Origin of the sequence: Prosthecobacter sp., from assembly GCF_044373815.1 — a bacterium.
Taxonomy (GTDB): domain Bacteria; phylum Verrucomicrobiota; class Verrucomicrobiia; order Verrucomicrobiales; family Verrucomicrobiaceae; genus Prosthecobacter.
The window spans coordinates 1-23,248 of record NZ_JBIPNG010000048.1 but is presented as its reverse complement, the minus strand read 5'-3'; the positions used below and the strand labels follow the sequence as shown (position 1 = coordinate 23,248).

Annotated in this window: 16 protein-coding genes and 1 tRNA gene; 10 read left to right on the top strand and 7 right to left on the bottom strand. The window is 59.4% G+C overall.

Annotated elements, in window-relative coordinates; genetic code table 11:
* Positions 1-296 precede the first annotated feature (296 nt).
* The 4 genes from ACIREA_RS06505 to ppk1 all read left to right on the top strand — a co-directional run bounded on the left by ACIREA_RS06505 (position 297) and on the right by ppk1 (position 6,375).
* On the top strand, positions 297-1,547 hold the full coding sequence (locus ACIREA_RS06505) for an acetylxylan esterase (protein WP_397381450.1): 1,251 nt from the start codon (positions 297-299) through the stop codon (positions 1,545-1,547).
* A 72-nt stretch (positions 1,548-1,619) separates the two neighbouring features.
* The gene (locus ACIREA_RS06500; protein WP_397381449.1) at positions 1,620-2,657 is read left to right on the top strand and encodes an ROK family protein; all 1,038 of its coding nucleotides are present in this window, start codon (positions 1,620-1,622) and stop codon (positions 2,655-2,657) included.
* Between the two features lie 33 nt (positions 2,658-2,690).
* Positions 2,691-4,247, top strand: a complete 1,557-nt coding sequence (locus ACIREA_RS06495) for a hypothetical protein (protein WP_397381448.1) — start codon at positions 2,691-2,693, stop codon at positions 4,245-4,247.
* Positions 4,222-6,375 carry a polyphosphate kinase 1 gene (gene ppk1 / locus ACIREA_RS06490; RefSeq protein ID WP_397381447.1) on the top strand — a complete coding sequence of 718 codons (2,154 nt, stop codon included), beginning with the start codon at positions 4,222-4,224 and terminating at the stop codon, positions 6,373-6,375. Before ACIREA_RS06495 ends, ppk1 begins: the two co-directional genes overlap by 26 nt.
* Here ppk1 and ACIREA_RS06485 read toward each other — a convergent pair whose 3' ends face one another.
* The 3 genes from ACIREA_RS06485 to ACIREA_RS06475 all read right to left on the bottom strand — a co-directional run bounded on the left by ACIREA_RS06485 (position 6,376) and on the right by ACIREA_RS06475 (position 9,429).
* The gene (locus ACIREA_RS06485; RefSeq protein ID WP_397381446.1) at positions 6,376-7,101 is read right to left on the bottom strand and encodes an MIP/aquaporin family protein; all 726 of its coding nucleotides are present in this window, start codon (positions 7,099-7,101) and stop codon (positions 6,376-6,378) included. It abuts the gene before it with no gap.
* 79 nt (positions 7,102-7,180) lie between these two features.
* Positions 7,181-8,005: an MlaE family ABC transporter permease gene (locus ACIREA_RS06480; protein WP_397381445.1), complete on the bottom strand. Its 825-nt coding sequence runs from the start codon at positions 8,003-8,005 to the stop codon at positions 7,181-7,183.
* Between the two features lie 56 nt (positions 8,006-8,061).
* Positions 8,062-9,429, bottom strand: a complete 1,368-nt coding sequence (locus tag ACIREA_RS06475; protein WP_397381444.1) for a hypothetical protein — start codon at positions 9,427-9,429, stop codon at positions 8,062-8,064.
* Positions 9,430-9,628: 199 nt separating this feature from the next.
* On the opposite strand from ACIREA_RS06475, the gene ACIREA_RS06470 reads away from it, so the two are divergent.
* The 3 genes from ACIREA_RS06470 (at position 9,629) to ACIREA_RS06460 (ending at position 13,543) form a co-directional block, all read left to right on the top strand.
* Complete coding sequence (locus ACIREA_RS06470; protein WP_397381443.1) at positions 9,629-10,420, top strand: TatD family hydrolase; 792 nt, start codon at positions 9,629-9,631, stop codon at positions 10,418-10,420.
* Between the two features lie 47 nt (positions 10,421-10,467).
* Complete coding sequence (locus ACIREA_RS06465; protein ID WP_397381442.1) at positions 10,468-11,442, top strand: PmoA family protein; 975 nt, start codon at positions 10,468-10,470, stop codon at positions 11,440-11,442.
* A gap of 67 nt (positions 11,443-11,509) precedes the next feature.
* Positions 11,510-13,543: an FAD-dependent oxidoreductase gene (locus tag ACIREA_RS06460; RefSeq protein ID WP_397381441.1), complete on the top strand. Its 2,034-nt coding sequence runs from the start codon at positions 11,510-11,512 to the stop codon at positions 13,541-13,543.
* Positions 13,544-13,768: 225 nt separating this feature from the next.
* Here ACIREA_RS06460 and ACIREA_RS06455 read toward each other — a convergent pair whose 3' ends face one another.
* Positions 13,769-14,659: a polysaccharide lyase gene (locus ACIREA_RS06455; protein WP_397381440.1), complete on the bottom strand. Its 891-nt coding sequence runs from the start codon at positions 14,657-14,659 to the stop codon at positions 13,769-13,771.
* A gap of 62 nt (positions 14,660-14,721) precedes the next feature.
* Here ACIREA_RS06455 and ACIREA_RS06450 point away from each other — a divergent pair.
* A tRNA-Lys gene (locus ACIREA_RS06450) sits at positions 14,722-14,797 on the top strand.
* Between the two features lie 23 nt (positions 14,798-14,820).
* On the opposite strand, the gene ACIREA_RS06445 is transcribed toward ACIREA_RS06450, so the two are convergent.
* Positions 14,821-15,510: a PIG-L deacetylase family protein gene (locus ACIREA_RS06445; RefSeq protein WP_397381439.1), complete on the bottom strand. Its 690-nt coding sequence runs from the start codon at positions 15,508-15,510 to the stop codon at positions 14,821-14,823.
* A gap of 437 nt (positions 15,511-15,947) precedes the next feature.
* Here ACIREA_RS06445 and ACIREA_RS06440 point away from each other — a divergent pair, with 437 nt between their 5' ends.
* Positions 15,948-18,620 carry a hypothetical protein gene (locus ACIREA_RS06440; RefSeq protein ID WP_397381438.1) on the top strand — a complete coding sequence of 891 codons (2,673 nt, stop codon included), beginning with the start codon at positions 15,948-15,950 and terminating at the stop codon, positions 18,618-18,620.
* A gap of 196 nt (positions 18,621-18,816) precedes the next feature.
* Complete coding sequence (locus tag ACIREA_RS06435) at positions 18,817-20,259, top strand: tannase/feruloyl esterase family alpha/beta hydrolase (RefSeq protein WP_397381437.1); 1,443 nt, start codon at positions 18,817-18,819, stop codon at positions 20,257-20,259.
* 11 nt (positions 20,260-20,270) lie between these two features.
* Here ACIREA_RS06435 and rimO read toward each other — a convergent pair whose 3' ends face one another.
* Positions 20,271-21,629 (bottom strand): 30S ribosomal protein S12 methylthiotransferase RimO, encoded by a 1,359-nt coding sequence (rimO, locus tag ACIREA_RS06430; RefSeq protein ID WP_397381436.1) that lies wholly within the window; start codon positions 21,627-21,629, stop codon positions 20,271-20,273.
* Between the two features lie 88 nt (positions 21,630-21,717).
* The coding region (locus tag ACIREA_RS06425; protein ID WP_397381435.1) for an ATP-binding protein at positions 21,718-23,248 on the bottom strand (1,531 nt) is incomplete at its 5' end.

The following is a 23,248-nucleotide window of genomic DNA, read 5'->3' as shown; positions in this document are numbered from 1 at the left end:
TGCACCCCCACGACGTAACGCGCCATCAGCTCCAGCATGCGGTTTGGATGTACTTCGGCACCGCCACCCGCCCTGTTCTCTGACTGCTTGCGCACCACAAACACCACGCAGGCGACGATGACGCACACTGCCAGCACAGTCCCCAACCGCGAAAAACGTGGGGACATCACAGGCTTCAATGCAGGCAGCGGTGGAGGTACTGGGGAGTCATTCATAATGGCCGCCGATCAAACATCGCCTGATCAGCAAAGGCACGAACAATTCGGTTCTCCCGCCTCGTTCAGTCTTCTCCAACCATGCGCACCACCCTCTTTCTCCTGCTCACCGCCTCCGCCCTGGCTCAAACCCCGCGCCCTGGGGTGAACTACGACGAAGCCAAAGTCGGCACTGATCCGCTGCCTGATTTGAAGCTTACCACCGTCGATGACTGGACTCAAAAGCGCCGCCCCGAGATTTTCAAACTCTTCGAAGATCACGTTTATGGCAAAACACCCGCCGACATCGGTGCGCCCAAATTCGAAGTCACCGCGACGAAAACGGACGCTCTAGGCGGCCTGGCCACACGGAAATTCATCCACATCTCGCTGCCCAGCCGCCCCGACTGGCCCGGCATGGATGTGATGCTCCACACGCCGAATGCCACCAAGGCTGCGCCATGCTTCGTCGGACTCAGCTTCGGCGGCAATCATGCCGTCAGCACCGAGACCGACGTGCCGCTCAGCACCCGCTGGATGCGCGAAAGCAAGGAGAAGAACATCGTCGATCATCGCGCCACGGAAGCCACCCGTGGCACCGAAAGCAGCCGCTGGCCGCTCGAAATGATCCTCAAGCGCGGATTCGCCGTCGCCACCGCTTACTATGGCGACATCGAACCCGACCACGCCGACGGCTGGAAGGAAGGTCTCCGCGCCGCCGTCAGCAAGGATGGGGCGAACACCGTCTGGAAGGACGGTGAATGGGGTGCCATCGGCGCTTGGTCATGGGGGCTCAGCCGCATCGCCGACTACCTGCAAACGGATCCGCAGGTGGACGGCAAACACCTCGCCGTCATCGGTCACTCACGTCTTGGCAAAACCTCCCTCTGGGCTGGCGTGCAGGACACCCGCTTCGGCGTCGTCATCTCCAATGATTCCGGTGAAGGCGGTGCCGCCCTCATGCGGCGCGATTTCGGCGAGACCACCGCCATCATCACCAAGGCCTTCCCGCACTGGTTCACTCCCAATTACAAAAACTACGCAGGAAATGCCGCCGCCTGCCCGGTGGACATGCACATGCTCATCGCCCTTGCCGCCCCACGACCCATCTACATCGCCAGCGCCGCCGAAGACCACTGGGCGGATCAGAAAGGCGAGTTCCTCTCCGGCAAATTCGCCAGCCCGGTTTACGCCCGCTTCGGCAAACAGGGCGTCGTCGTGGAGGCACAACCCGCCATCGACACCCCTGTCGGCGATTTCATCGGCTACCACATCCGCACCGGCAAACACGACGTGACGGATTTCGACTGGACGCAGTACCTGAACTTTGCCACAAGGCATTGGTCCAAGTAAGAAGACTCGCGTTCACATTGTCACTTGCTGCATTCCAAAGCCCGTGTGTCTTGGGGCTGTCTTTCCCACGCCATGCCCGCCAAAAAAGCGAAAACCAAATCCGCGCCCAAGAAGCCGTCCCCGAAGCCGTCCAAAAAGCTCCGCAATGTCCCCTTCTGGATCGGCTTTGATCTCGGCGGCACCAAGATGATGGCCTCGGTGCTCGATGCCAACTACGCCGTGCTCGGCTCCGCGCGCAAATCCACCAACGGCTCCGACGGTGCCGCCAAGGGCCGCAACAAAATCGTCAAAGCCATTCATGAGGCCATCGCCGAGGCTGGAGTGGATCCCAAGGGCCTGCAGGGCATCGGCATCGGCTGCCCCGGCCTGGTGAATCCTGACAGAGGCATTCTCATTTTCGCGCCCAATCTGGGCTGGACCAACATGGCGCTGCGCAAGCTGCTGCAAACCCATTTCAAATGCCCCGTCGCAGTGCTGAATGACGTTGATGCCGGCACCTACGGCGAGTACGTGCTCGGCGCAGGCAAAGGTGCGCGTTCGCTGCTTGGCGTGTTTCCCGGCACAGGTGTCGGGGCGGGATTTGTCTACAACGGCCAGCTGGTCATGGGGCGCGCCATCTCAGCCATGGAGCTGGGAAATTTGCTGCTGCCAGGCACTCACATCGGCAGCCCGGTGTTTGGCACCGTGACGCTCGAAGACCTCACCAGCCGTCTCGCGCTCGCCTCTCAGGCGGGACTGGCCTGCTATCGCGGCCAGCTTGCCGATCTCGATAAAAAAACCCAGGGCGCTCTCCGCAACATCCGCAGCAAGGCGCTCGCCAATGCCTTCCGCAGCGGCGAAGACGCGGCCATGATCATGTTCCGCAACTCCATCCGCTATCTCGGCATGGGCGTGGCCACAGTGGTCAACCTGCTGGCTCCTGACCGCATCACGCTCGGTGGTGGTTTGGTCGAAGAATTGCCTGAGCTCTACATGAACCTGCTCAAGGAAGAGGTCGAGCACTACGCCATCCCGGAACTTGCCCGCGGGATCAAATACTCGCTCGCCAAACTTGGCGGCCAGGCCGTGGCCGCCGGTGCGGTCGCATGGATGCGGAGCACCGGAAAATAACCACCGAAGAATGCTTCATCACGTATCCAATCCATGAGTGACGCGACTCCACCTGTCACACTCAATCCGCCGCCGGAACATGCCGTCATTTATGTGGGTGCGGCTTCTGTTTCGCTCGTCATCGGCCGGAAGGATGACAAGGGCCAGTTCATCAGCATCGAAAGCCTGGACCGTCCGCTGCCCGTCGCGCGTGATATTTTCCGCGCACGCAGCATCTCGCGCAACACGGTCGATCAAGCAGCCGCCATCCTCCGCGACTATCTTCAGACGATGCGCGAGTATGGCATCCCGTCTTCGCAGCTGCGCCTGTTCACCTCCAACATTCTCGCGGAGGCCGTCAATCACGAGATTTTCCTCAACCGTCTTCAGGTTCACAGCGGAGTCGCCCCAAGCCTCATCGATGACGGCAACATGACGCGCCTGGTCTATCAGATCGCCCAGCGCATGCTGCTGAAGAACCCGCTGCTCGCCAAAGGAAACACCTTTGTCTCCCACATCGGCCCCGGCAACACTCGTGCGATCTATTTCCAGCAGGGCCGACTCGCCGCCTACAGCAACTACCGCCTCGGCATCTTCCGCGCCCGCGAAGCCATCGCCACGCCGGATGACGAGGCCCGCCAGCAGATGGTGCATCTGGAGGAGCACATCCGCGGCGTCGTGGATCACCTCGCGCAGGACTATTCCGACGTAAAAATCGACCACCACGTCGCCATCGGCGCTGAGATTCAAAGCGTTGCCCCACGGCTTGGCAAAGCGCGCCACGGCGCCCATCGCGTGCTGGAAAATGATCTCGCTCGCCTCACTGACAAACTGGCACGACTGAATCCCGATGAACTCGTGCGTGAACTCCACGTGCACTACACCGGCGGCGAAGGCATTATCCCGGCGCTGCAGACCAATCTCGCGCTCGCCCGTCGTTTTGGTGATGATTCCCTCTGGGTGCCTGAAGGTGACTTCCAGCTCGAACTCATGCTGGATCTGATGACCTCCGGCTCGCGCACTGCGATTTTCCAGGAGGAAGTCATGCAGGCCGCCTGCGAGATCGGCCTGCGCTATAAAACCGACCGCAAACACGCCGACCACGTCGCCAATTTCTCCCGCCAGCTCTTCCGCGAGCTGCAGCATCTGCATGGGCTGGACGCCAAATACGAACTCGTGCTCCGCATCGCCGCCACGCTGCATGAGGTCGGCATGTTCATCAGTCCGCGTGAGCATCACAAGCACAGCCTTTACATCCTCATGCACACCGAGATCTTTGGTCTCAGTTCGCATGACCGCGTGATGGTCGCCCTGCTCGCCCGCTACCATCGTCGCTACAATCCTGAGCCCAATCACCCGCACTTCTCCGACCTCACACGAGAAGAGCGCATGATCGTGCTTAAGCTCGCTGCGCTGCTGCGCCTCGCAGACGCTCTGGATCGCAGTCACGCGCAGCGCATCAAATCCATCCAGCTCCGCCCCGAAGGCACCCGGCTTAACGTGCTGACCCAGGGGGCGGATGACACCACAGTCGAACAGATCGCCATTGATATGAAATGCGATCTCTTCCGCGAAATTTACGGTTATGACATCATCCTCGCCAAATCCTGACTCATCAACCGCACCGCCGCCGCTGCGCCTGACCGAGGATCACTTCATCAACCGCGAGCTGAGCTGGCTCGCTTTCAATTCTCGTGTTCTGGACGAGGTGGCGCGCGCTGATCTGCCTGTGCTCGAACGCGTCAAGTTTCTCGCCATCACCGCGTCAAACCTTGATGAATTCTTCATGGTCCGCATCGGCGCCCTGCAGTTTCTGCGTGAGCAGGGCTTGCGCGTGCGCGACAACGCCGGCCTCACCCCCACCCAGCAATGGGAGCAGGTGCACCAGCAGGCCGCCGTCTTTGTAGCGCGTCAGTATGACATCCTGCAGCAGCAGCTCGTGCCGATGATGAAGGAGAAGGGCATCCGGCGCCTCCTGAACACCGAACTCACTCCTGCACAGCGCACGGTGCTGCATGAATACTTTGACGAGCACATCTTCCCGGTGCTCTCGCCAGTGGTTGTGGATGACACCAGCGCACGTGCGGCCATACCGGCGCTGAACATCATCATGCTCTGCACCGTGACCGGCGGCGACAATGGTCACACGGAAAAGCGTCATGTGCTGCTGCCGCTGCCCGCCAATCTGCCACGCCATGTCCTGGTGCCTGATCCTGAAGGCGGCCAGTACCTTTACGTGAACCTCGAAGATGTCGTCGCTCTGTTCATCGGTGAGTTTTTCCCTGCGGAGAAAGTCTCCGCTCCCGCACGTTTCCGCGTCAGTCGCAACACGGATATCTCCGTCGATGACGAGAGCGCCTTCGACCTCGCCAGCGAAATGGAGGAGGTGCTCGAAAAGCGTCTGAAGAGCCCCGCCATCCGCATCGAAATCGAGACCGGCGCCTCGCGCGAGCACACTCGCATCATCCGCGATCTCTGCGGCGCACGCACCGCGCAGATTTATGACATCCCTGGCGAGCTTGATCTGCGAGCCTACTTTCAGATCGCCAGCATCTCAGGTTTCGAGGAACTCAAGGTCGAGCCCTGGGACAGCCTCCCAAGCACCGCCATCACACCTGGTGAAAGCATCTTTGATGCGATCAAACGCGGGGACATCCTGCTGCATCATCCCTTTGAGAGCTTCGAGCCCGTCCTCGCTCTGGTGGAGGAAGCCGCGGCTGATCCGAACGTCATCGCGATCAAACAGATCCTCTACCGCACCGCCAAGAACAGCCGCATCATCTCCGCGCTCATCCGTGCCGCTCAGGCCGGCAAGCACGTCACCGTGCTGGTGGAGCTGAAAGCGCGCTTCGATGAAGCGCGCAATCTCGAACGTGCCACAGACCTCATCAATGCAGGCGCGCAGATCATCTACGGCGTCGCCGGTTTGAAGACGCACGCCAAGGTCTGCCTCGTCATGCGCCGCGAATCCGGCCACATGACACGCTACATGCACTTCGGCACCGGCAACTACAACGAAGCCACCTCCAAGCTCTACACCGACATCAGTTTGCTCACCTGCCGGGCTGATTTTGGCGCTGACGCCTCCGCGTTTTTCAACACCGTCACCGGCCGCTCACGCTTCGTGCATTTCAGCAAGCTCAGCATGGCCCCTTATGGCCTGCGCGAGCGCCTGGTCTCCATGATCCGCAGTGAAACCGAACGCGCCCGTCAGGGTGAAGCCGCCGAGATCATGCTCAAGATGAACGCGCTCGAAGACCGCCAGATGATCGCGGCTCTCTACGAGGCCTCCCAGGCCGGCGTGAAGATCCGTCTCAATGTGCGCGGCATCTGCTGCCTGCGCCCGGGCATCAAGGGCATCAGTGAAAACATCAGCGTCGTCAGCATCATCGACCGCTATTTGGAACACGCCCGCATCTTCTGGTTCCGTCAGGGCGGCAAGCCCGCTGTCTTCATCGCCAGCGCGGACTTCATGAACCGCAATCTCTCCAAGCGCGTCGAACTCCTCACGCCCGTTGAAGACCGGGAGGCGCGCAAGCGCCTGCAGCACATCCTCGAAGTCCACTTCGCCGACACTGCTCGTGGTCGCGTCCTTAAAGCTGATGGCACCTGGCAACTTCTCCATGTCACCGCCGCCAAAGCGCGCCGCTCCCAGGAGCAGTTTGCCCGCGAAATGGCCAAGCGGGCCCGGCAGTCGAATGAATCACCCGACGTCCTCGTGCCTCACACTCCGAAGTGATCACCACAGCGCCTTGTAAACCAGCGCCCCGACAATCCCGCCGATGATCGGACCCACGACTGGAATCCACGCATAGCCCCAGTCAGAACTGCCTTTGCCGGGGATCGGCAGGACGAAATGAGCAAGGCGAGGGCCGAGGTCGCGCGCAGGATTGATGGCGTAGCCAGTGGGGCCACCGAGAGACAGGCCAATCGCCCCCACCAGCAGGCCGACCAGCGCAGGCGCGAGGCCTTTGTCGAAGCCTGAATTGGGCACCAGATTGGCAGGAGACAGGATCGCCAGCACACCGAGCACCAGCATGGCGGTGCCGATGGCCTCGCAGATCAGATTGCCTGCCGTGTGGCGGATCGCCGGGCCGGTGCTGAAGACCGCCAGCTTGTCGCCTTTGGATTCCGTCACCGGCCAGTGTGGCAGGTAGGCCAGCCAGACGAGAATGCCACCGAGAAACGCACCCACCATCTGCGCTGCAATGTAGCCGGGAACCAGCGCCCACTCGAATTTACCGATCGTCGCCAGACCGATGGTCACCGCAGGATTCAAATGCCCACCGCTGATGGCAGCCACGCAATAAACCGCGACGGCAACGGCAAAGCCCCAGCCCGCAGTAATCACAATCCAGCCCGCATTATTGCCCTTCGTCTGCTTCAGCACCACATTTGCGACGACACCGTCGCCGAGGAGTACCAGGATCATCGTACCGAGGAGTTCTGCAAGATTGGCTGACATGGTGGTGCTGAATTGGTTGAATTTCAGCGCAGGCTATCGGGCCGGGCCAAAAAGAGCAAGCATGGAGATTCAGCCCTCCTCAGGATGCGCTGCCCAACGGGGACACATAATTCAGCGCGATAGTCAGAAAGAAATTGGAAACCAGCATCGTCAGCGAGGAGTAAACCACCGCACGTGTGGTACCGAGCCCCACACCGACCGCACCGTTCTCCGCCATGAGGCCCTGATGGCAGCTGATCAGCGTGATGATGATACCAAATACCAGCCCTTTGAACATGCCGATCCCCACATCCAGCACCTCGGTGTGATCTACATTGTGCTGCCAGAACCAGCCGCCCGGCACATCAAAACCATAAACGATCAGTGCATAGGAAGCCATCAAGCCGAAGGCGATGCTTTCAGCCACCAGCAGCGGCATGGACACACACATCGCCAGAAAGCGCGGCAGGACGAGATAATCCACCGGGTGCACGCCCATGACGCGCAGGGCATCAATCTGCTCGGTCACTTTCATCGTGCCAATGTCCGCCGCCATCGCGGCCCCCACACGCCCCGACACCATCAGTCCCGCCAGCACCGGCCCCAACTCACGACAGAGCGCCACCGAGACAATGGCACCCACGGTCGATTCGATTCCGAATTCCTTGAACTTCGCATACGACTGAAAGGCAAACACCGCACCGGTGAAGGCCCCCGTCACCACCACGACCAGCTGCGATCCGTAGCCAATCGCCATGATTTGATGCGCCACCAGCTTCAGCCTCCACCTGCCGCTCTTAAGTCCGATCATCAGCTCGCCCATCAAGGCGGCGATCTGCCCCAGCCACGACAGCATGCCAAGAAAACTCCTGCCCACGAAGGCCAGCCAATCCATGCGTTGCAGTAATTCCATGCCGCCATGCATGCCGAATCAAAGCGCGGCGTGAAGCCATGGCGTTGTGCCTTTTTCGTCACGCGTGTTCAGTCCACCCGCGCCGCCTTCAGCCGCTCGTCATCCAGATCAAGCCGATACATGATCTGGTTGTAGTCATACCGTGGCGTGGCGATGGGATTGCCGGAAAACGTTTCTGCATAGGTGCCTTGGAAATAGATCAGGCGTCCCTCCTGCTGATCGAAAAACGCATGATGGCTCGGATTGTAGAAGCTGTACTTCGGATGCGTGGCGATCTTCACCGCCTTGCGCCACGGGCCTTCAATCTGTTTCGCCTCCGCATACCAGACTTCCCCAAGGTAAGATTCCGCGCTGCCTTCCTGCACTGCGATCATGACCCAGCGTTCGCGGTGTTTGTTCCAATGCACGCTGCCTGCATGCAGGTGCACCGGCTTGCCAGTTTGGGCGTCCACCACCTGCATGCGCGCCTTTTCCTCGGGCATCTTCTTTTCGGCGATGAGCTTTTCCTCGTCTTTCTGCGTCGTTGGTTTCAGCGCCTGCTGCCAGACGTAGTCTCCCTGCTCCGCCGACCACGCCAGCGACTCATAGGCGGAGGTGTTTAGTACGGAATCATAACTCGCCTTCACCCGGGTCCGGCAGAAGGGCGTGGAGAAGTAAATCCAGTCCCCATTCTCCCCTTTGGTCCGCACGGCATTGCCCTGCGGATGCTGCCATTCAAATTCATCCCCCAGCACTGTGGTTCGCTGAAAGCGTCCCGTTGATTCATCCAGCTCCGCCAGGCCATGCTCCAATCGTTTGCCCAAATCACGCCAGCGTGAGAAATGCGCCATGAGATGCTCCTTGTTCGCTGCATCCATGACCGTGTGCATGCCAAAGAGCCACACAGCACCAGGCTCCTCCAGCGGCAGCATCTTGGCCACCGCCCCATTTTCATCAGTGATGTATTCAAAGTGGATGCCGTGCTCGGGATCGAGCCCGCCTTGGTCCGGCGCATCGCTCCATGCTGCCGTGGAGTGGTAATTGCCCAGCGGATAGTTGGGGCGATTCGTGTCTCCAAAAATCCAGAAGTAGCGCCCCTTCCAAGACACCACCTGCACCGAGTCCTGTCCCATGACATCCGCAAACAGATTGGGGCTCGGCAAAGGTGCCTCATGCCCCAGCAAGGTGCTGTCACGGTAAATCCCCTGCCCCGTCAGCCGGCACAAACGCTCCGCGATGTTGGTGCGCAGCACCTTCACCTCCACGGACTTTCCTGCCACGGGAGTCAGCCGCACGCCAACAAAGCCAAACCCATCCTTCGGCAGCGAATACCCCGGACATTCGACGCCGAAGTACACCTGGCGGTTCATCAATCCCGGCTCGTTGAAGGCGATCCAACCCGCGCTGTCTGTCGTCAAAGCAATGTGATTGGTTGTCTTCAGCGTGATCAGCGGCACGCCTCGTCCTGTTTGTTCATCGATAACGTGAATGCCAAAATAATCTGTCGGCGCAGCACATAGAAGCGCTGGCAGGCATGGCAAAACCAAAAGCAACCGGCGAAAAGACATGGGCTTGGTTTACCATGAATGTGGCGCACGAGGAAAGGACTAATTCGTCACGCTTGACACCCGGTTCCCAGATGCGAAGGCGCAGGGCATGTTTTTCGATACGCACACCCACCTCGGCAGCAAACAATTCGACGGCGATCTGCCCGCCGTGCTGGAACGCGCACGCGCAGCCGGCGTCACCCGCATGGTGGCACCCGCCACGGATCTCGAAAACGCCCGCAAGCTCCTCGCCATCGCGGAGCACGAGCCCGACGTGCGTGTAGCGGTGGGCATACATCCCTGCGATGCGGACTCGGTCTGCGGCGACGGTTGGATCAACGAACTCCAGGATCTGGCGAGACATCTCAAAGTCTGCGCCATCGGCGAAATCGGCCTCGATTACTTCCATGCCCCGCCGGAAGGTTTCACCCTCGATGAGTGGAAAGCGCATCAGGCCCGTGTGCTCACCGCACAACTCGAACTCGCGGCAGAACTTAAACTCAACGTGATCCTGCACAATCGCGAGAGCTGGGACGACCTCACCGCACTCGTGCTGCCATTTAGCGATCGCCTTCGCGGCGTCTTCCACTGCTTCACCGGTTCGCTGGAGCAGGCGCAGCCGCTGCTGGAGCGCGGCCATCTCATCTCGTTCACCGGCATCGTCAGCTTTAAAAATGCCGGCATCATCGCCGAAACCGCACGCCTCGTGCCTGCGGGCAGCTACATGATCGAAACCGACGCACCCTACCTCGCTCCGGTTCCTCATCGCGGCAAACGCTGCGAAGCCGCCTACGTGGCGGACACCGCACGCGCCATCGCCGGCCTGCGCGGGGAAGCCGTCGAGAAAGTCGCCACCGACACGACTCAGACCGCACTCCAATTCTTCCACGGCTGGGATTGATCTCAGCCGAAAGCATTCCAATTTCACCGACGTTCACTGCCACAACCATGAAACTGCTCCTCGCCGCATCACTCCTGCTCGCCTCCATGGCCAGCGCCGCCCAATTCACCGTCGAAAAAACCGCCACTGGTGGAGCCATCGTGAAGGTCGATGGGCAGGTCTTTGCCGAATACATTGTCGATCAGGCCAACAAGCCCTACCTCGCCCCTGTCTTCGGCCCAACGGGCAAACAGATGACTCGCAACTACCCGATGAAGACCATCGAAGGCGAGCAGCATGACCATCCCCACCATCGCGGCATCTGCTTTGGCAGCGAGGGCATCAACGGCATCGAATCCTGGGCCGAACGGCTCACCTTCGGGGATACATCCAAGACCCCGGAACGTCTCAGCAAGCTGGGCAGCGAGAAACACCGTGAGTTCAAGACCCTTGAGGCCAAACCCGATTCCGCCGTGCTCGTCTCCATCATCGACTACCTTGATCCCGCTGGAAAAAAATACCTCGAAGAAGAGCGCACCATGATCTTCCGCGCTGACGAAGGCTCCCGCAGCATCGAGATGAAACAGATCCTGCTTGCCACCGAAGGCACCGCCAAATTTGAAGACAAAAAAGACGCCGGCCTCAGCATCCGCGTCCCCACGGAAATGGCTGTCGAGATGGGTAAGAATCAAAAAGGCAGCGGCCACATCATCAACAGCGAAGGCCTCACCGACGCCGCTGCCTGGGGCAAACGCGCCAAATGGTGCGATTACTACGGCATCGTCGGTGGTGAAAAACTCGGCGTCGCCATGCTGAATCATCCTTCCAGCTTCCGCTTCCCCACCCCGTGGCACGTCCGCACCTACGGCCTCTTCACCGCCAATCCCTTCGGCACCAAGTCGCTCGACAAAGATGCCCCTGACGGCGCCTACGAACTCAAGAAGGGCGAATACACGCTCCTGCGTCATCTCTTCCTCTTCCACAAGGGCGACGAGAAGGAAGGCAAAGTGGCCGAAGCCTTCGAAGCTTTCGCCAAGCAGTAAGCACACCGATTCAAAAGACGAGGCGAAAAAGGATGCATGGCGCTGCCGCCTGCTCTTTTTTCGCCTCATGCTTTTTCCCCGCCTGTTCCTCCTTCTTGGTCTCGCCTCTCCTCTTGCTGCGGCAGATTTTGACCTCGTCGTTTACGGCGGCACTCCCGCAGGTCTGAGCTCTGGCATCATCGCCGCGCGTGAAGGGGCCTCCGTGGTCGTCATCGAGCCCACAAATTGGATCGGCGGCATGGTCACCGGCGGTCTCAGCCGCTCAGACGTGGGCAAGGAGGACACCATCGGCGGATTCCCGCGCGAGTTTTTCGCGCGCGCCGCTGCCGCCAAGCCGGACACCCCCATGTGGTATGCGGAGCCACGCGTGAACCTGAGCACGTTTCAAACGATGCTGCAGGAAGCCGGCGTGAAGGTGGTCACAGCGCAGTCACTCAAGTCGATCACGCAGGAGGGCGCGCGCATCACCGGCCTGACCACGAACGACGGCACGACCTACCACGGCAAAGAATTCATCGACGCCACCTATGAAGGCGATCTGATGGCAGCGGCAAAGGTCAGCTATATCGTCGGACGTGAAAGCACCGCCCAGTATGGCGAGCCGCTCGCGGGCTATCACCCCATGCCGATTCGCCCACGCACCATCGAAGTGATGGAGAGCGATTGCCCAAGCATCGGCGGCAAAGGCCCCAGCTATATTCACGGCACCCCCACGAGTATCTCTGGCCTGGATGCGCAGGGGAAACCCATCTTCGGCATCTTCCCGGATCCGAAACTCTCCCCCGGCAGTGCGGACAAGCTCACCCAGAGCTACAACTTCCGCATCTGCGTCACACAGCGCGCAGACATCTTGGTCCCCTTCCCCAAGCCCGCGAGTTACGATCCCGCTAAATACGAACTGCTGCTGCGCCTTATTCAAGCATTCCCCGGCGTTCGCTTCGGCCGCTTGTTCCATCTCGGCAATGTCGCCAATGGCAAATACGACCTCAATGCCCAGGGCCTCTTCTCCACCGACTATCCCGGCACAAACTTCGACTACCCTGATGGCGATGCCGCCACACGCGCACGCATCTGGCAGGACCACACCGACTTCATCCAGGGCATGCTGTGGTTCCTCGGCCATGACGAGCGCGTGCCGCAAAGTCTGCGCGAGCAGGCGAACTCCTGGGGCTTGTGCAAAGACGAATTCGCCGACAACGCCCACTGGCCCTACGCGCTGTATGTGCGCGAAGGCCGCCGCATGATCGGCGAATACGTCCAGGTGCAGAAGGATCTGCAAACCGACATCTTCAAAGACGACTCCGTCGGCATGGGCTCGTTCCTGATCGACTGCCACATCGTGCAGCGCATCCTCGCCGAAGACGGCACCGTGCGTGATGAAGGCAGCTTTCAAGACACCCCGGCGCTGCCTTATCAGATCCCCTATCGCAGCCTGACGCCCAAGCGCACCGAATGTGAAAACCTGCTCGTCCCCGTCTGCCTTTCCGCCAGCCACATCGCTTATTGCTCACTGCGCATGGAGCCGGTGTACATGGCGCTGGGCCATGCATCAGGCCTCGCCGCCGTCATGGCGATCAAGGCGAAGACTCCGGTGCAAAACATCGACGTGCCCGCATTGCGCAAAAAACTGCTCGAACACAAAGCCGTGCTCGAACTCGCCTCTCTCGCCAGCATGGTCCGCTCCGCCAAGCTGCCCGGCATTGTCATGAGCGAGCAGGAAGCTGAGCAGATCGGCCACTGGATCGGCAGTGCCTATGGCAGTCCCGTCGATGGCTCAAGCATCCATGACGCAAACACCGAGAAAGGCACCAAGAGCGTCATTTATCGGATGAAAATCCCGACCGCAGGCAAATACGAAGTACGCGTGTCCTATGCCTCTGCGCCCAACCGTGCCTGCAATGTGCCCGTGATCATTGAACACACGAAAGGTACACAGACAGTGCTCGTGAATCAACGCAAGGCGCCACCCATCGACAAGCTCTTCGTCAGTCTCGGCACATTCACCTTTTCCGCCGACAAGCCTGCCGTCATCACGATCAGCAACAAGGACACGGACGGCATCGTCGGTGCCGATGCAGTACAGCTGATCATGGCCAACTAAGTCTGTCGAACTTCGCAAGCATCGTGGCGGATCAAATAGATTCATCCACCACATGATGTGATGTCAGAACGAAAGTCTTTGCTTCACCCTTCCAGCAGTTCGCGTGCCTCCGCCTGCCCGGGTGCCGGGCGGCCAAACTCGCTCGCAGTCACACGTGCAAGCGCTGTAGTGTCCTGATTTGCAGGAACACGGTCAATGCCCAATGCGCAGGCTATTGAAAGATCACTATTTACCAACCTTCATCTCCGCGAACTCCGCCCAGCAGGCCCGTGTCGGCGCCCACGAGGCATCACCTCCGCCGTGAAAGGTTTCGAAGTAGAGACCATCCACGCCAAAGCTGTCCACCGTGCGCCACTCCATGTCGGTTCGTTCCACCATCGGCTTTTCGTCGATCCACACACGCAGTGCACCATCGCGTTTGCCCACGGCGTTCATTGTCACAGCGATCCTCACCTTGACCGGAGTTTCGGCGGGAAAGCGGAAATCGGCAGGAAAGGCAAAGCTGTCGCCATAGTCCCCCTTTTGATTCTTGTGGTACACGTAAGCCTCGCCACGCCCATCCTTGCGCCACATCAGACGCGCTGAGAAGCCGTTCGTCCCCGTCGCCCGGCGGCCGCCGCTGACATTGTCCGGCCCTCCGCACAATCCCGGCAGCTTGCCACCTTTGACGAAATCGAAATCCTTGCTGAAGCGCACCGTGTAGCCCAGCTCCGCTGTCTCATGTTTTCCAAACGGCATCCGCCAGCCAGCGCCACCCTCCTCAGGACCAATCTTCCCGACGGCAAAATTCACACGCAGCCATTTCAACGCATCGCGTTCGACGATGGCGACACGCCCTTGAGCGATGCCACCTTCAAATTCACAGCCCGGCCAGTCGTTCTTCCACCTCTTGATCGTGTAGGCCCCGGGCTGGCCAGCCAAGGTGATTGCCAGGGGAAGATCTGCCGCCAGGACGGCCTGCAGCGACGCAAAAAGGAAGAAAACAAGCACACGCATGCAGGCGGAATACCACGGCAGCGCATTGAAGACATCCAAAATCATGCCGGGTTGCCAGCGTATCAGCCCCCCGGGTGATGCGCCGATATCCGAAAGTTGTCCTTCGAGGATAAAACTCACTTGCACCAAGCCCAGACACGATTAAAACTCCCTCCCTTCCAACGCTGTTTGGTTTCAAACACGCCTCCGTAGCTCAGTTGGTAGAGCAGTTGACTCTTAATCAATTTGTCGTAGGTTCGAATCCTACCGGGGGCACCACTTATGGATGGGTGGCACGAGTTTCAAAACTCAGCATTCACCACCGGCCGCACGCTTTTGAAAGCCTCGGCATACTTGGCTCCGCAGGCCAGCCCACGATACCGGGATAGCACGCTCTTCGTCTCCATAGCTGCATCCGTTTTGGTCGGATCATACTCCTCTTTGCGCACGTAGGCCATCAGCCGTCCCAGCCACTCGCTCGCAGCCGGCCATTCGGTGGAAACATCGACATAGGTGTCCGGCTCAAAGCCGATCGTATGTCCGGGACCGTTGTCATACCAGTACACGCGTGAGGGTGTCTTCACCTCATCGCGCCCGAGCAGGCGCGCCGGCTGATACAAGGCCGCATGGCAGATGGCACTTGCGGCCTCGTGGTCAGGATGGCGGTCACGCGGCCAGAGCATGAAGGCGGTGTCGGGTTTTACCTCGGCCACCACTTCGGCCACAGCTCGCTTGGTCTCCAGAGTCGGCTCGAAGCCCAGGCTCTTATAGGGTAAAAAACGCATCTCGATGCCGCGCTCAGCGGCAAGCTGTTTCGAAAGTTCCAGCAGACCCTGCTCCCGGCCTTTGACCGGTGGCCAGTTGGTGTAGTCACCGATCAGGCTGAGAATGACCACACGCTGATGCTTCTGCACGGCACGCAGAAGTGTGCCAGGGATGCCAAAGGGACAGTCGTCATAGTGTGCGCCGATGGCAAGAATGGTGCGTGTCATGAGGCAGAATGTCCATGATTCACGCTGAGAGCAAGCAACTCAGCGGCTTTGATTGCATGACCCATGAGGGACACCCTTGCAGCTTAATTCGAAAACGATATTAGTCATATTCATAATCGTTTTTCAAATATATATCCACCATATATAATTTCCATTGCACAATTGAGTCGCAAAGATCATACTCAAGAACCATGTCTCCCACTGAACACAGTTCTCTGAATTCTCCATATCAGCACGCTTAAGTTATGATTGAAGGGCCGCAACTCTTTGGATCCCTCGCCTTGGCAAGTCATCGCCATGGCTCTCCAATCAAGTTGCCACGCGCACAAGACGAGGTGGTCATGCTGGCCTTTGATCAGCGAAACAGCCGCTTGGTGGAACTTCATATTTTCACCGGGAAAGCCGCTCCGGCTCCTACCCCAAGTCAGCCTCCCTCCATGAGGCGCTGGGTCAAGCCCGTGAACTGGCAGTCGCGCCGCCAGTGGGCTGCCTCACGGCTGGAAGGACGCAAATCCAAGTCAGGTGCACGCCGGAAGGCTCAAAAATCACAGGGAGCATCCAAGTTCCTCCACAGGTTTTACGAACCCAATACCACCTTGGAACAGGTGGCGGTGAAGCCGGAAATAATCGATGAAGGCCTGCAGCTTCGCACTCTGGAACTGCTGCAAAGTGCGGCGGTCATGCGCGGCCAGTCCTTCATGACGATTCTCGAAGTTGGCGTTGATGATGGACTGCCCTATTTCGTCACCGACCTGAATGAGGGAGAGTTCGTCCAGGAATATGTCCGGCGGCGCGGGGCCTTGCCCACCGTGACATCGCTGGCATTGGTGCATCAGCTTCTCCAAGACCTGGGAAGAGCTGAGGAACAAGGACAGTTGCTTTCAACGGTGCGCATGGATCAGGTATTGGTCACCACCCAGGAAGAGGAGTTTTTGCAGCTCCGGCTGTATGACTACGGCCTGTCGCAGCCAAGGTCCGAAGCCTTTGGCCAGCACAGCTCGCGATTCGTTGTCGAGGCCTGCCGCTTGCTCTTTCTGCTCATGACCGGGCAGACCTATCCTGGCGGCAATCCCGACGACTTCAGCATCATCGCAGAACTGCCAGCGAGCCTGCGCTTCGCCCTCAAATCTGTCCTGACCAGCCCCTCAGCTCATTCGATTTCGAGAAAGTCTCTGCGTGATGAGATTCGCGAGGCGGTGTGCTCCTACGTCACCCTGGTGCAGGCGCGCAATCCCAAGCTGCTGCTGGTGGCAGATCCTTCCACACTGCCCGTCTCCCACCTGCAGACATTGTTGTTGGGAGAAATTCCGCTGAAAACTCTGTTTGGTGCGAGTTTCCGGATTCAAAACCCCGAGCTTTCAGGCTGCCATCCCTTCACGATTTCGGCAGTCAACACGTCCGCCGAACAGCCGGTCACCCTGCATCTGCTGCCGCCCGAACGCATTGCAAATCAGGCTGACTTCATGACATTCCCCCCGCAGGTCTGGCGGCAGGATCCTGCCAGACAGACCAACATCCTGCGTATGATGAGTCTCTGGAAGGGCCCTGACTGGGCCTTTCTTTCCGAGGCGCGCGAACCGGGCATGTCCCTGAGCGCCCTGATGGCGAAACGCGGCACTCTTAATCCTGGAGAAGTCATCACTCTGCTGCGGCAGATCCATGCCGGTTTGGAGCAGGCGACGGAAACAGGCGTTCAGCGCGTGGATTTGGATCCGGCCAATATTCAGCTCTGTGTCGGCTATGACGGCCCCGTTCTTCCTCGTGATCTGGAGCGCCTGCATCAAAAGCGGTTGGACGCCTGGCCAAAATTTGTGGTGAAACTCCGCCTGCACAAGACGATGCGCAGCTTGTGCAAGCCACGGCTGATCGATCTGAGCCCATGGGAGTACAACCCAGATGAAGAAACAAGCGGCATCGCCGCCCGTGATGAACGTCATCGCACCTTCATCGGTCTGGCGGCCTATCTTCTCACGGGAGAAGGTCAGTTGCGCGAGGTTGCCGAATTTCCCTCCAGCATGCCTGAAATGGCAACGGCTTACCTGCATGAGTGCCTGCAGTGCGTATTAAGCGGCGGCACCGTCCCCTACCCTCCCGACTTCACAGAAAAGCTCTCCCATCTCCTCACCGCAGCAAGCGCCGAAATGGACTCCATCGAGGACCCGCTTGCTTCACAGGAAGTCATCAGCGCAGGTTTTGTCTCTGATTTTGAGGAAGACCAAGTCCCGGTCGATGCCCCCGTGGATCACGCGAGAAAAACCTTCCTCCTCGCCCCTGTCAGTGGCGATCTCAAGTCACTCGATTTCCATCGTCCTTCTCCTCCCCAATTCACTTTCCCATGGCTGGCCCTGGCTGCGACAGTCCTGCTTCTTGGCGCTCTTACCTGGATGATCTTTGGCGACTTGCCAGATGCCAGTTCAGGCGTGCTTGCTGCAGCGCCAAATTCGCTGTCACAAGTCGCAGTCCCCTTGCTGAAGGAGGTCGCAGAGACCACTCCAAAACCCGCAGCCATTTCGCCCCTTCAGTCACTGCCCCAGCCTGTCGTGATTAAGCCCCCCGTGGTGGCGGTTAAGACCCCCACCCTCCCGCCATCACCGCCCTCTGCCATGGTGGCGGATGTTTTGATGTCAGTGGCGCTCAAGCCAGAATCATCAGCACCGCCTCTGCTTGAAAATGTCACACGCGAGGAGAAGCAACCCGCTGAAAAAATGGTCACGCCCTCCCTGCCGCAGCCGCAGCTTGTGACTTCGGCGAGTGCGGTGAGCAGCATTCCAGCACCCAATGTTGAACCGGTCATCCGCCGGGCCATTCTCACGGCCCCGGAAAACGACAAGCCTGCTCAGCCCGCCCTCCCCCCCAAAGAGATTGCCACCAATCCAGCTCCGCTTCCTGCCCCGGCAGTGCCATCACCCCCTGCGCCTGTCGTCGCAGCCGCCGAACCTCCGAAGACTCCGCTCAATCCGCCAGCACCAGCGCCGTCGGCCCCGCCCGCTGAAATCGCTAAATTGGAGGAAGTCACCATCCGCCACGCGATCGTCCTGACGCCGGAAGAAATCAACGAGACCCTCCGCGCGCAGGCCAAAGTGCGGAAACGGACCTCCAGAAGACGCTGACTCTTCAGAGTCGCGCTTCGTCCGCGGGGAAAGCTCATTCATCTGTTGCAAGGAACGCCGTGATTCGGCACGCTCATGATCGGAGCGCATTCAGCTCCACACAGACAGATCATTCAGTGACTGAGCTATGAAACATCCCACCTCAAGAATTCCCTGGCAGCTGTGCAGACACTTTTTTCTCGGGGCATTGGCCTCCATGTCAGCAATGGCCGCTCCTCCGGAGAACACAGACCGGCTTGCGACACTCAAGCAGCTTCCAATCGACGCTGGGAAAATCGTGGTCGCAGAGGAAGTCAGCGCCACTGCAGACAAAAACCTGCCGCCACACACGGTGGTAAAGCTCATTCTCAGCCCGGGCAAGGACTCCAACATCAACGTGGAAATCTGGCTGCCTAAGGCAGGAAAATGGAACAACCGCTTCATCGGCCTTGGCAACGGCGGTTCCGCTGGCCGCATCAATTCAGGAAGCCTCGCGGGATACATGGCTCGTGGTTATGCCGTGGCTACTACAGACATGGGCACCGCCCCGAACTCTGATTCCGGCATTGGCAAACCGGATGTCTGGAAGGATTTCGGCTATCGCGCCACCCATCTCATGACCGTCTCCGCCAAACAGGTGATCAAAGCTTATTACGGCCGCGTCCCCGAATACTCCTACTTCAACGGCGGCTCCACCGGAGGCCAGCAGGCGCTTCAGGAAGCCCAGCGCTATCCCGAAGATTACGACGGCATCGTGGCCAATGTCCCCGCCCACTGCCGCACTCCGCTGCACGCGTATTTCCTATGGAACGAACAGATCTTTCATCAGTGCCCGTTCACCGCTTCGCAGGAGGAAAACATCATCGCCGCCGGCAACGAATACATGGCCTCACGCGAAATCCCGCAAACCGCAGGCAAGATGGTTTCAGACCCGCGCTGCACCGAAAAAGACATCGACGCAGTGATCGCTCTGGCGCTGAAAAAAGATCCAACACTGACAGTCAAACACGCCGAGGCCCTCAGGAAACTGTTCGGCGGCCCCAAACATGCGATCACCGGTGAACGCATTTTCGATGGCATCCCCTTCGGCAGTTCATTCAAGATCGCCCACGGTCACCTCTATCTTTTCCAGTGGGTCTTCGGGAAGGACAAAGACCTCCAGAGCCTCGACTTCGGCAAAGACATCGACACCTACACCGCAGCACTGGGCCCCTATCTCAACGCTGAAAATGCGGACCTGAGCCCCTTCGAAAAGCGCGGCGGCAAACTCATCATGATCTCCGGCTCCGCCGACTCCTGCGTGCCCTACCATGCCTCACTCGATTACTACGAGCGCGTCGCCGAACACTTTGGCTCTCTCGAAAAAGCAGCGGCGTTTTGCAAATTCTACATCGTTCCCGGCATGAGCCATGGCCCCGGTCCCGGCATCAACAAACTGCCCGACATGCTCGGCTTGGTCATGAACTGGCGCGAAAAAGGCGAGGCTCCTCACGCTCTCAGTGCACAACGAATCGTCGACGGCAAAACCGAGCTCGACATGCCGCTCTATCCCTACCCGGAAAAAACAACCTGGGAGTCTGGTAGATTCAAGCCGGTGAACGGACCACGCGGTGGTGTGGACCGCGTCGCCGAACGTTTCCGGCCCAAGGCCGCTGAGTGACCGTTTGTTGCTTAGGCCGCCACGAGATCGTAGCCGCGCCACTCCTTGACGGTGATGTCAGCGAAGCTCCCCACGGGGAGTTTCTTGCTCACGAAAACAGTGGTGTCGATGTCAGGCGCGTCCATTTCACTGCGGGCGACGCCGGGCTCCTCAACGAGCACACGCATCTTGCGACCGACCTGCGTGGTGTTGAAGCCTTCGATGCTGCGCTGGATGGCGCGCATGGCCTCGTTCCAGCGGGCCTTGCGGGTCATGTGATGGATTTGGTCCTCCATCTTCGCGGCACGGGTGTCTTCCTCACGCGAGTAGTTGAAGACGCCGGCACGCTCAAATTTCGTATCCTGAATGAACTGAAGCAGTTCGTTGAAGTCAGCCTCGGTCTCACCGGGGAAGCCCACAATGAAGGTGGTGCGGATGGCGATTCCGGGAATGCCTGCACGGATGCGCTTGATGAGATCACGAATGTAGGCGCCGTCCGTCTCACGCTTCATGAGGCCCAGCATGCGGTCGCTGATGTGCTGCAGCGGCATGTCGATGTAACGTGCGACTTTGGGGCTCTCGGCAATGGCCTGGATGAGGTCGTCGCTCCAGTGCGCGGGATGCGTGTAAAGGAGGCGGATCCAGAAATCACCTTCGATCTTGTTGAGCTCGCGGATGAGGGAGGAAAGAGACTCGCCTTTGGTGGAATCAACCCCACTGCGCGGCTTGGGGCGCTCTTCCGTCCACTTGTCCATGCCGAAGTAGGTGGTGTCCTGGGAGATGAGATTGATCTCCTTCACCCCGCTGGCGATGAGCTGCTGCGCCTCTTTGATGATGCTTTCCTGCGTGCGGCTGCGATGGCGGCCACGGATGCGCGGGATGATGCAGAAGGAGCACGGATGATTACAGCCTTCGGCAATCTTGATGTAGGCCATGTGCTGCGGCGTGAGGCGGAAGCGCGGCGTGTCGTAATCCGGAATGTACTGCGGCTGGCGGGTGACGAGGTTTTCCTGCTCGTGATCCTTGGTGCCCATGAGCTTCTGAATGATGGGGGCCACCTGGGTGATCTGATCCAGACCAATGAAGGCATCCACCTCTGGCATGAGGCCCGGTAGCTCCGTTGAAAAACGCTGCGAGAGGCAGCCTGCAACGATGATCTTCTGTCGTGCACGCTTCTTCGAGCCCGCCCGCTGGTCCACGGCGTCATGCACCGCCCCGACACTTTCCTTCTTGGCCATGTCGATGAACGAGCAGGTGTTCACAATGAGTACATCCGCGAGATCCGGCTCGGGTGTCATGACCATGCCTGCCTGCTGGAGGTGGCCGATCATGATTTCCGAGTCGATGAGATTTTTCGCGCAACCGAGGGAGACGAGGCCGACTTTGATCATGGGGCGCGGATGGTAGCGCCTTTGCGGCAATCGAAAAGGGGAAAGATGGCTGCCGACAGGCAGTTCTCCTCCCAGATTTCACTTGTGCTCAGGAAACAAGCATTGCTGCCTGCTGCGGTGCCCGGCTGGCGGTGAGCTCATAAACAGGGCCTTCCACTTGCTTTTTCTGCACGGCTTTGGCAAGCGCCTTGCTCAAACCGTCCAACGAGTAGGGCTTGAGCATGATGTCCACCGGCGGTGTCCGGCCCTGGCTGAGAATGGTAAATTCGTCAGGATCAATGACAAAACCGCTGCAAACCACGACCGGCACATCGTTGCCGACAGCGCGCAGTTCCTTGAAGGTGTCGCGGCCGGAAAGCTTGGGCATGTAGATGTCGAGCAGCACGGCGTCCACCTTCTCCTGAGTGCGCAGGAGGATGTCGAGCGCCTGCTGGCCGTCGCAGGCCTCCAGAACGCGGTAGCCCAGGAAACCGAGCATGTTCATGGCGATGGATCGCACCGGCGCTTCATCATCCACCACCAGAATGGTGGTCTGAGCGCCGATGGGGGCGTTGATGGCCGGCCCGTTGTCGATCGGTGCCTCCTCCTCAATCTGCTCAGGACTGAGCAGTCGTGGCAGAAACACGCGGAATTCGGTGCCTCTCCCCACTTCGCTGTCGAACTCGATCCAGCCGCCGTGCTCACGCACGATGTCCTGCGCGGTGGAGAGGCCGAGACCTGTGCCTTTGCTGCCAGCCTTCGTCGTAAAGAAGGGCTCAAAGATGCGCTGACGGTGCTCTTCAGAGATGCCGTGGCCGTTGTCACGCACCACGAGCATGACAAAGTCGGAAGCCTCATTGCTCTCGGCTGATTTCGACGGCATGCGATGGGTGACGTTTTCCACGGCGATTTCGATCACGCCTTTGTCTGCGGGCAGTGCATCGCGGGCGTTGAGGCAGAGATTGAGCATGACCTGCTCGATCTGCGTGGCGTCTCCAGTCGCATAGGAGGCGTCCATGCCGCCGCGCATTTGAATGGTGACACGCGGATCGACGCTGTGCTTGAGGAGGTTCTGCACGTCAGCCAGAAGGCGCTTGAGGTTGGTGGACTTGCGCACGGCGACACCGGTGCTGCGGCGTGAGTAGCCGAGCAGGGATTTGACGAGTTCCGCCGCACGCGTGGTGGCGTGGTTGGCGTTTTGCAGCTTGTCACGCACTCCAGCTTGGTTGGACGCAGGGGTGAGTTCGGCGAGGGTGAGATTGCCGCGAATGGCCGTGAGGAGGTTGTTGAAGTCATGGGCGATGCCGCCGGCAAGCTGGCCAATCGTTCCCATCTTCTGGGATTCGCGCAGCTGATTCTCCAGCACCCGCATTTCGGAGCGGTCTTTCACGATCCAGATGCGTCCGATCACTTCACCAGCATCCGTGCGCATCGGGCTGGAGCGCAGGGAGAAAACCCGGTTGTCAGTGGAGACCAGCGGCGGTGTTTCAGACTGGCCCTCGAGGTTGGTGGAACTCTTTTCGATCCAGGCGGTGATCACGGCCTTTTCTTCAAAGCGCTCGATCAGTGCATTGAGAATGCGCGTGGAATCCCGTCCGGCGACTTCTTCAACCGCCTTGCCAAGGAAATCATCCAGCTTG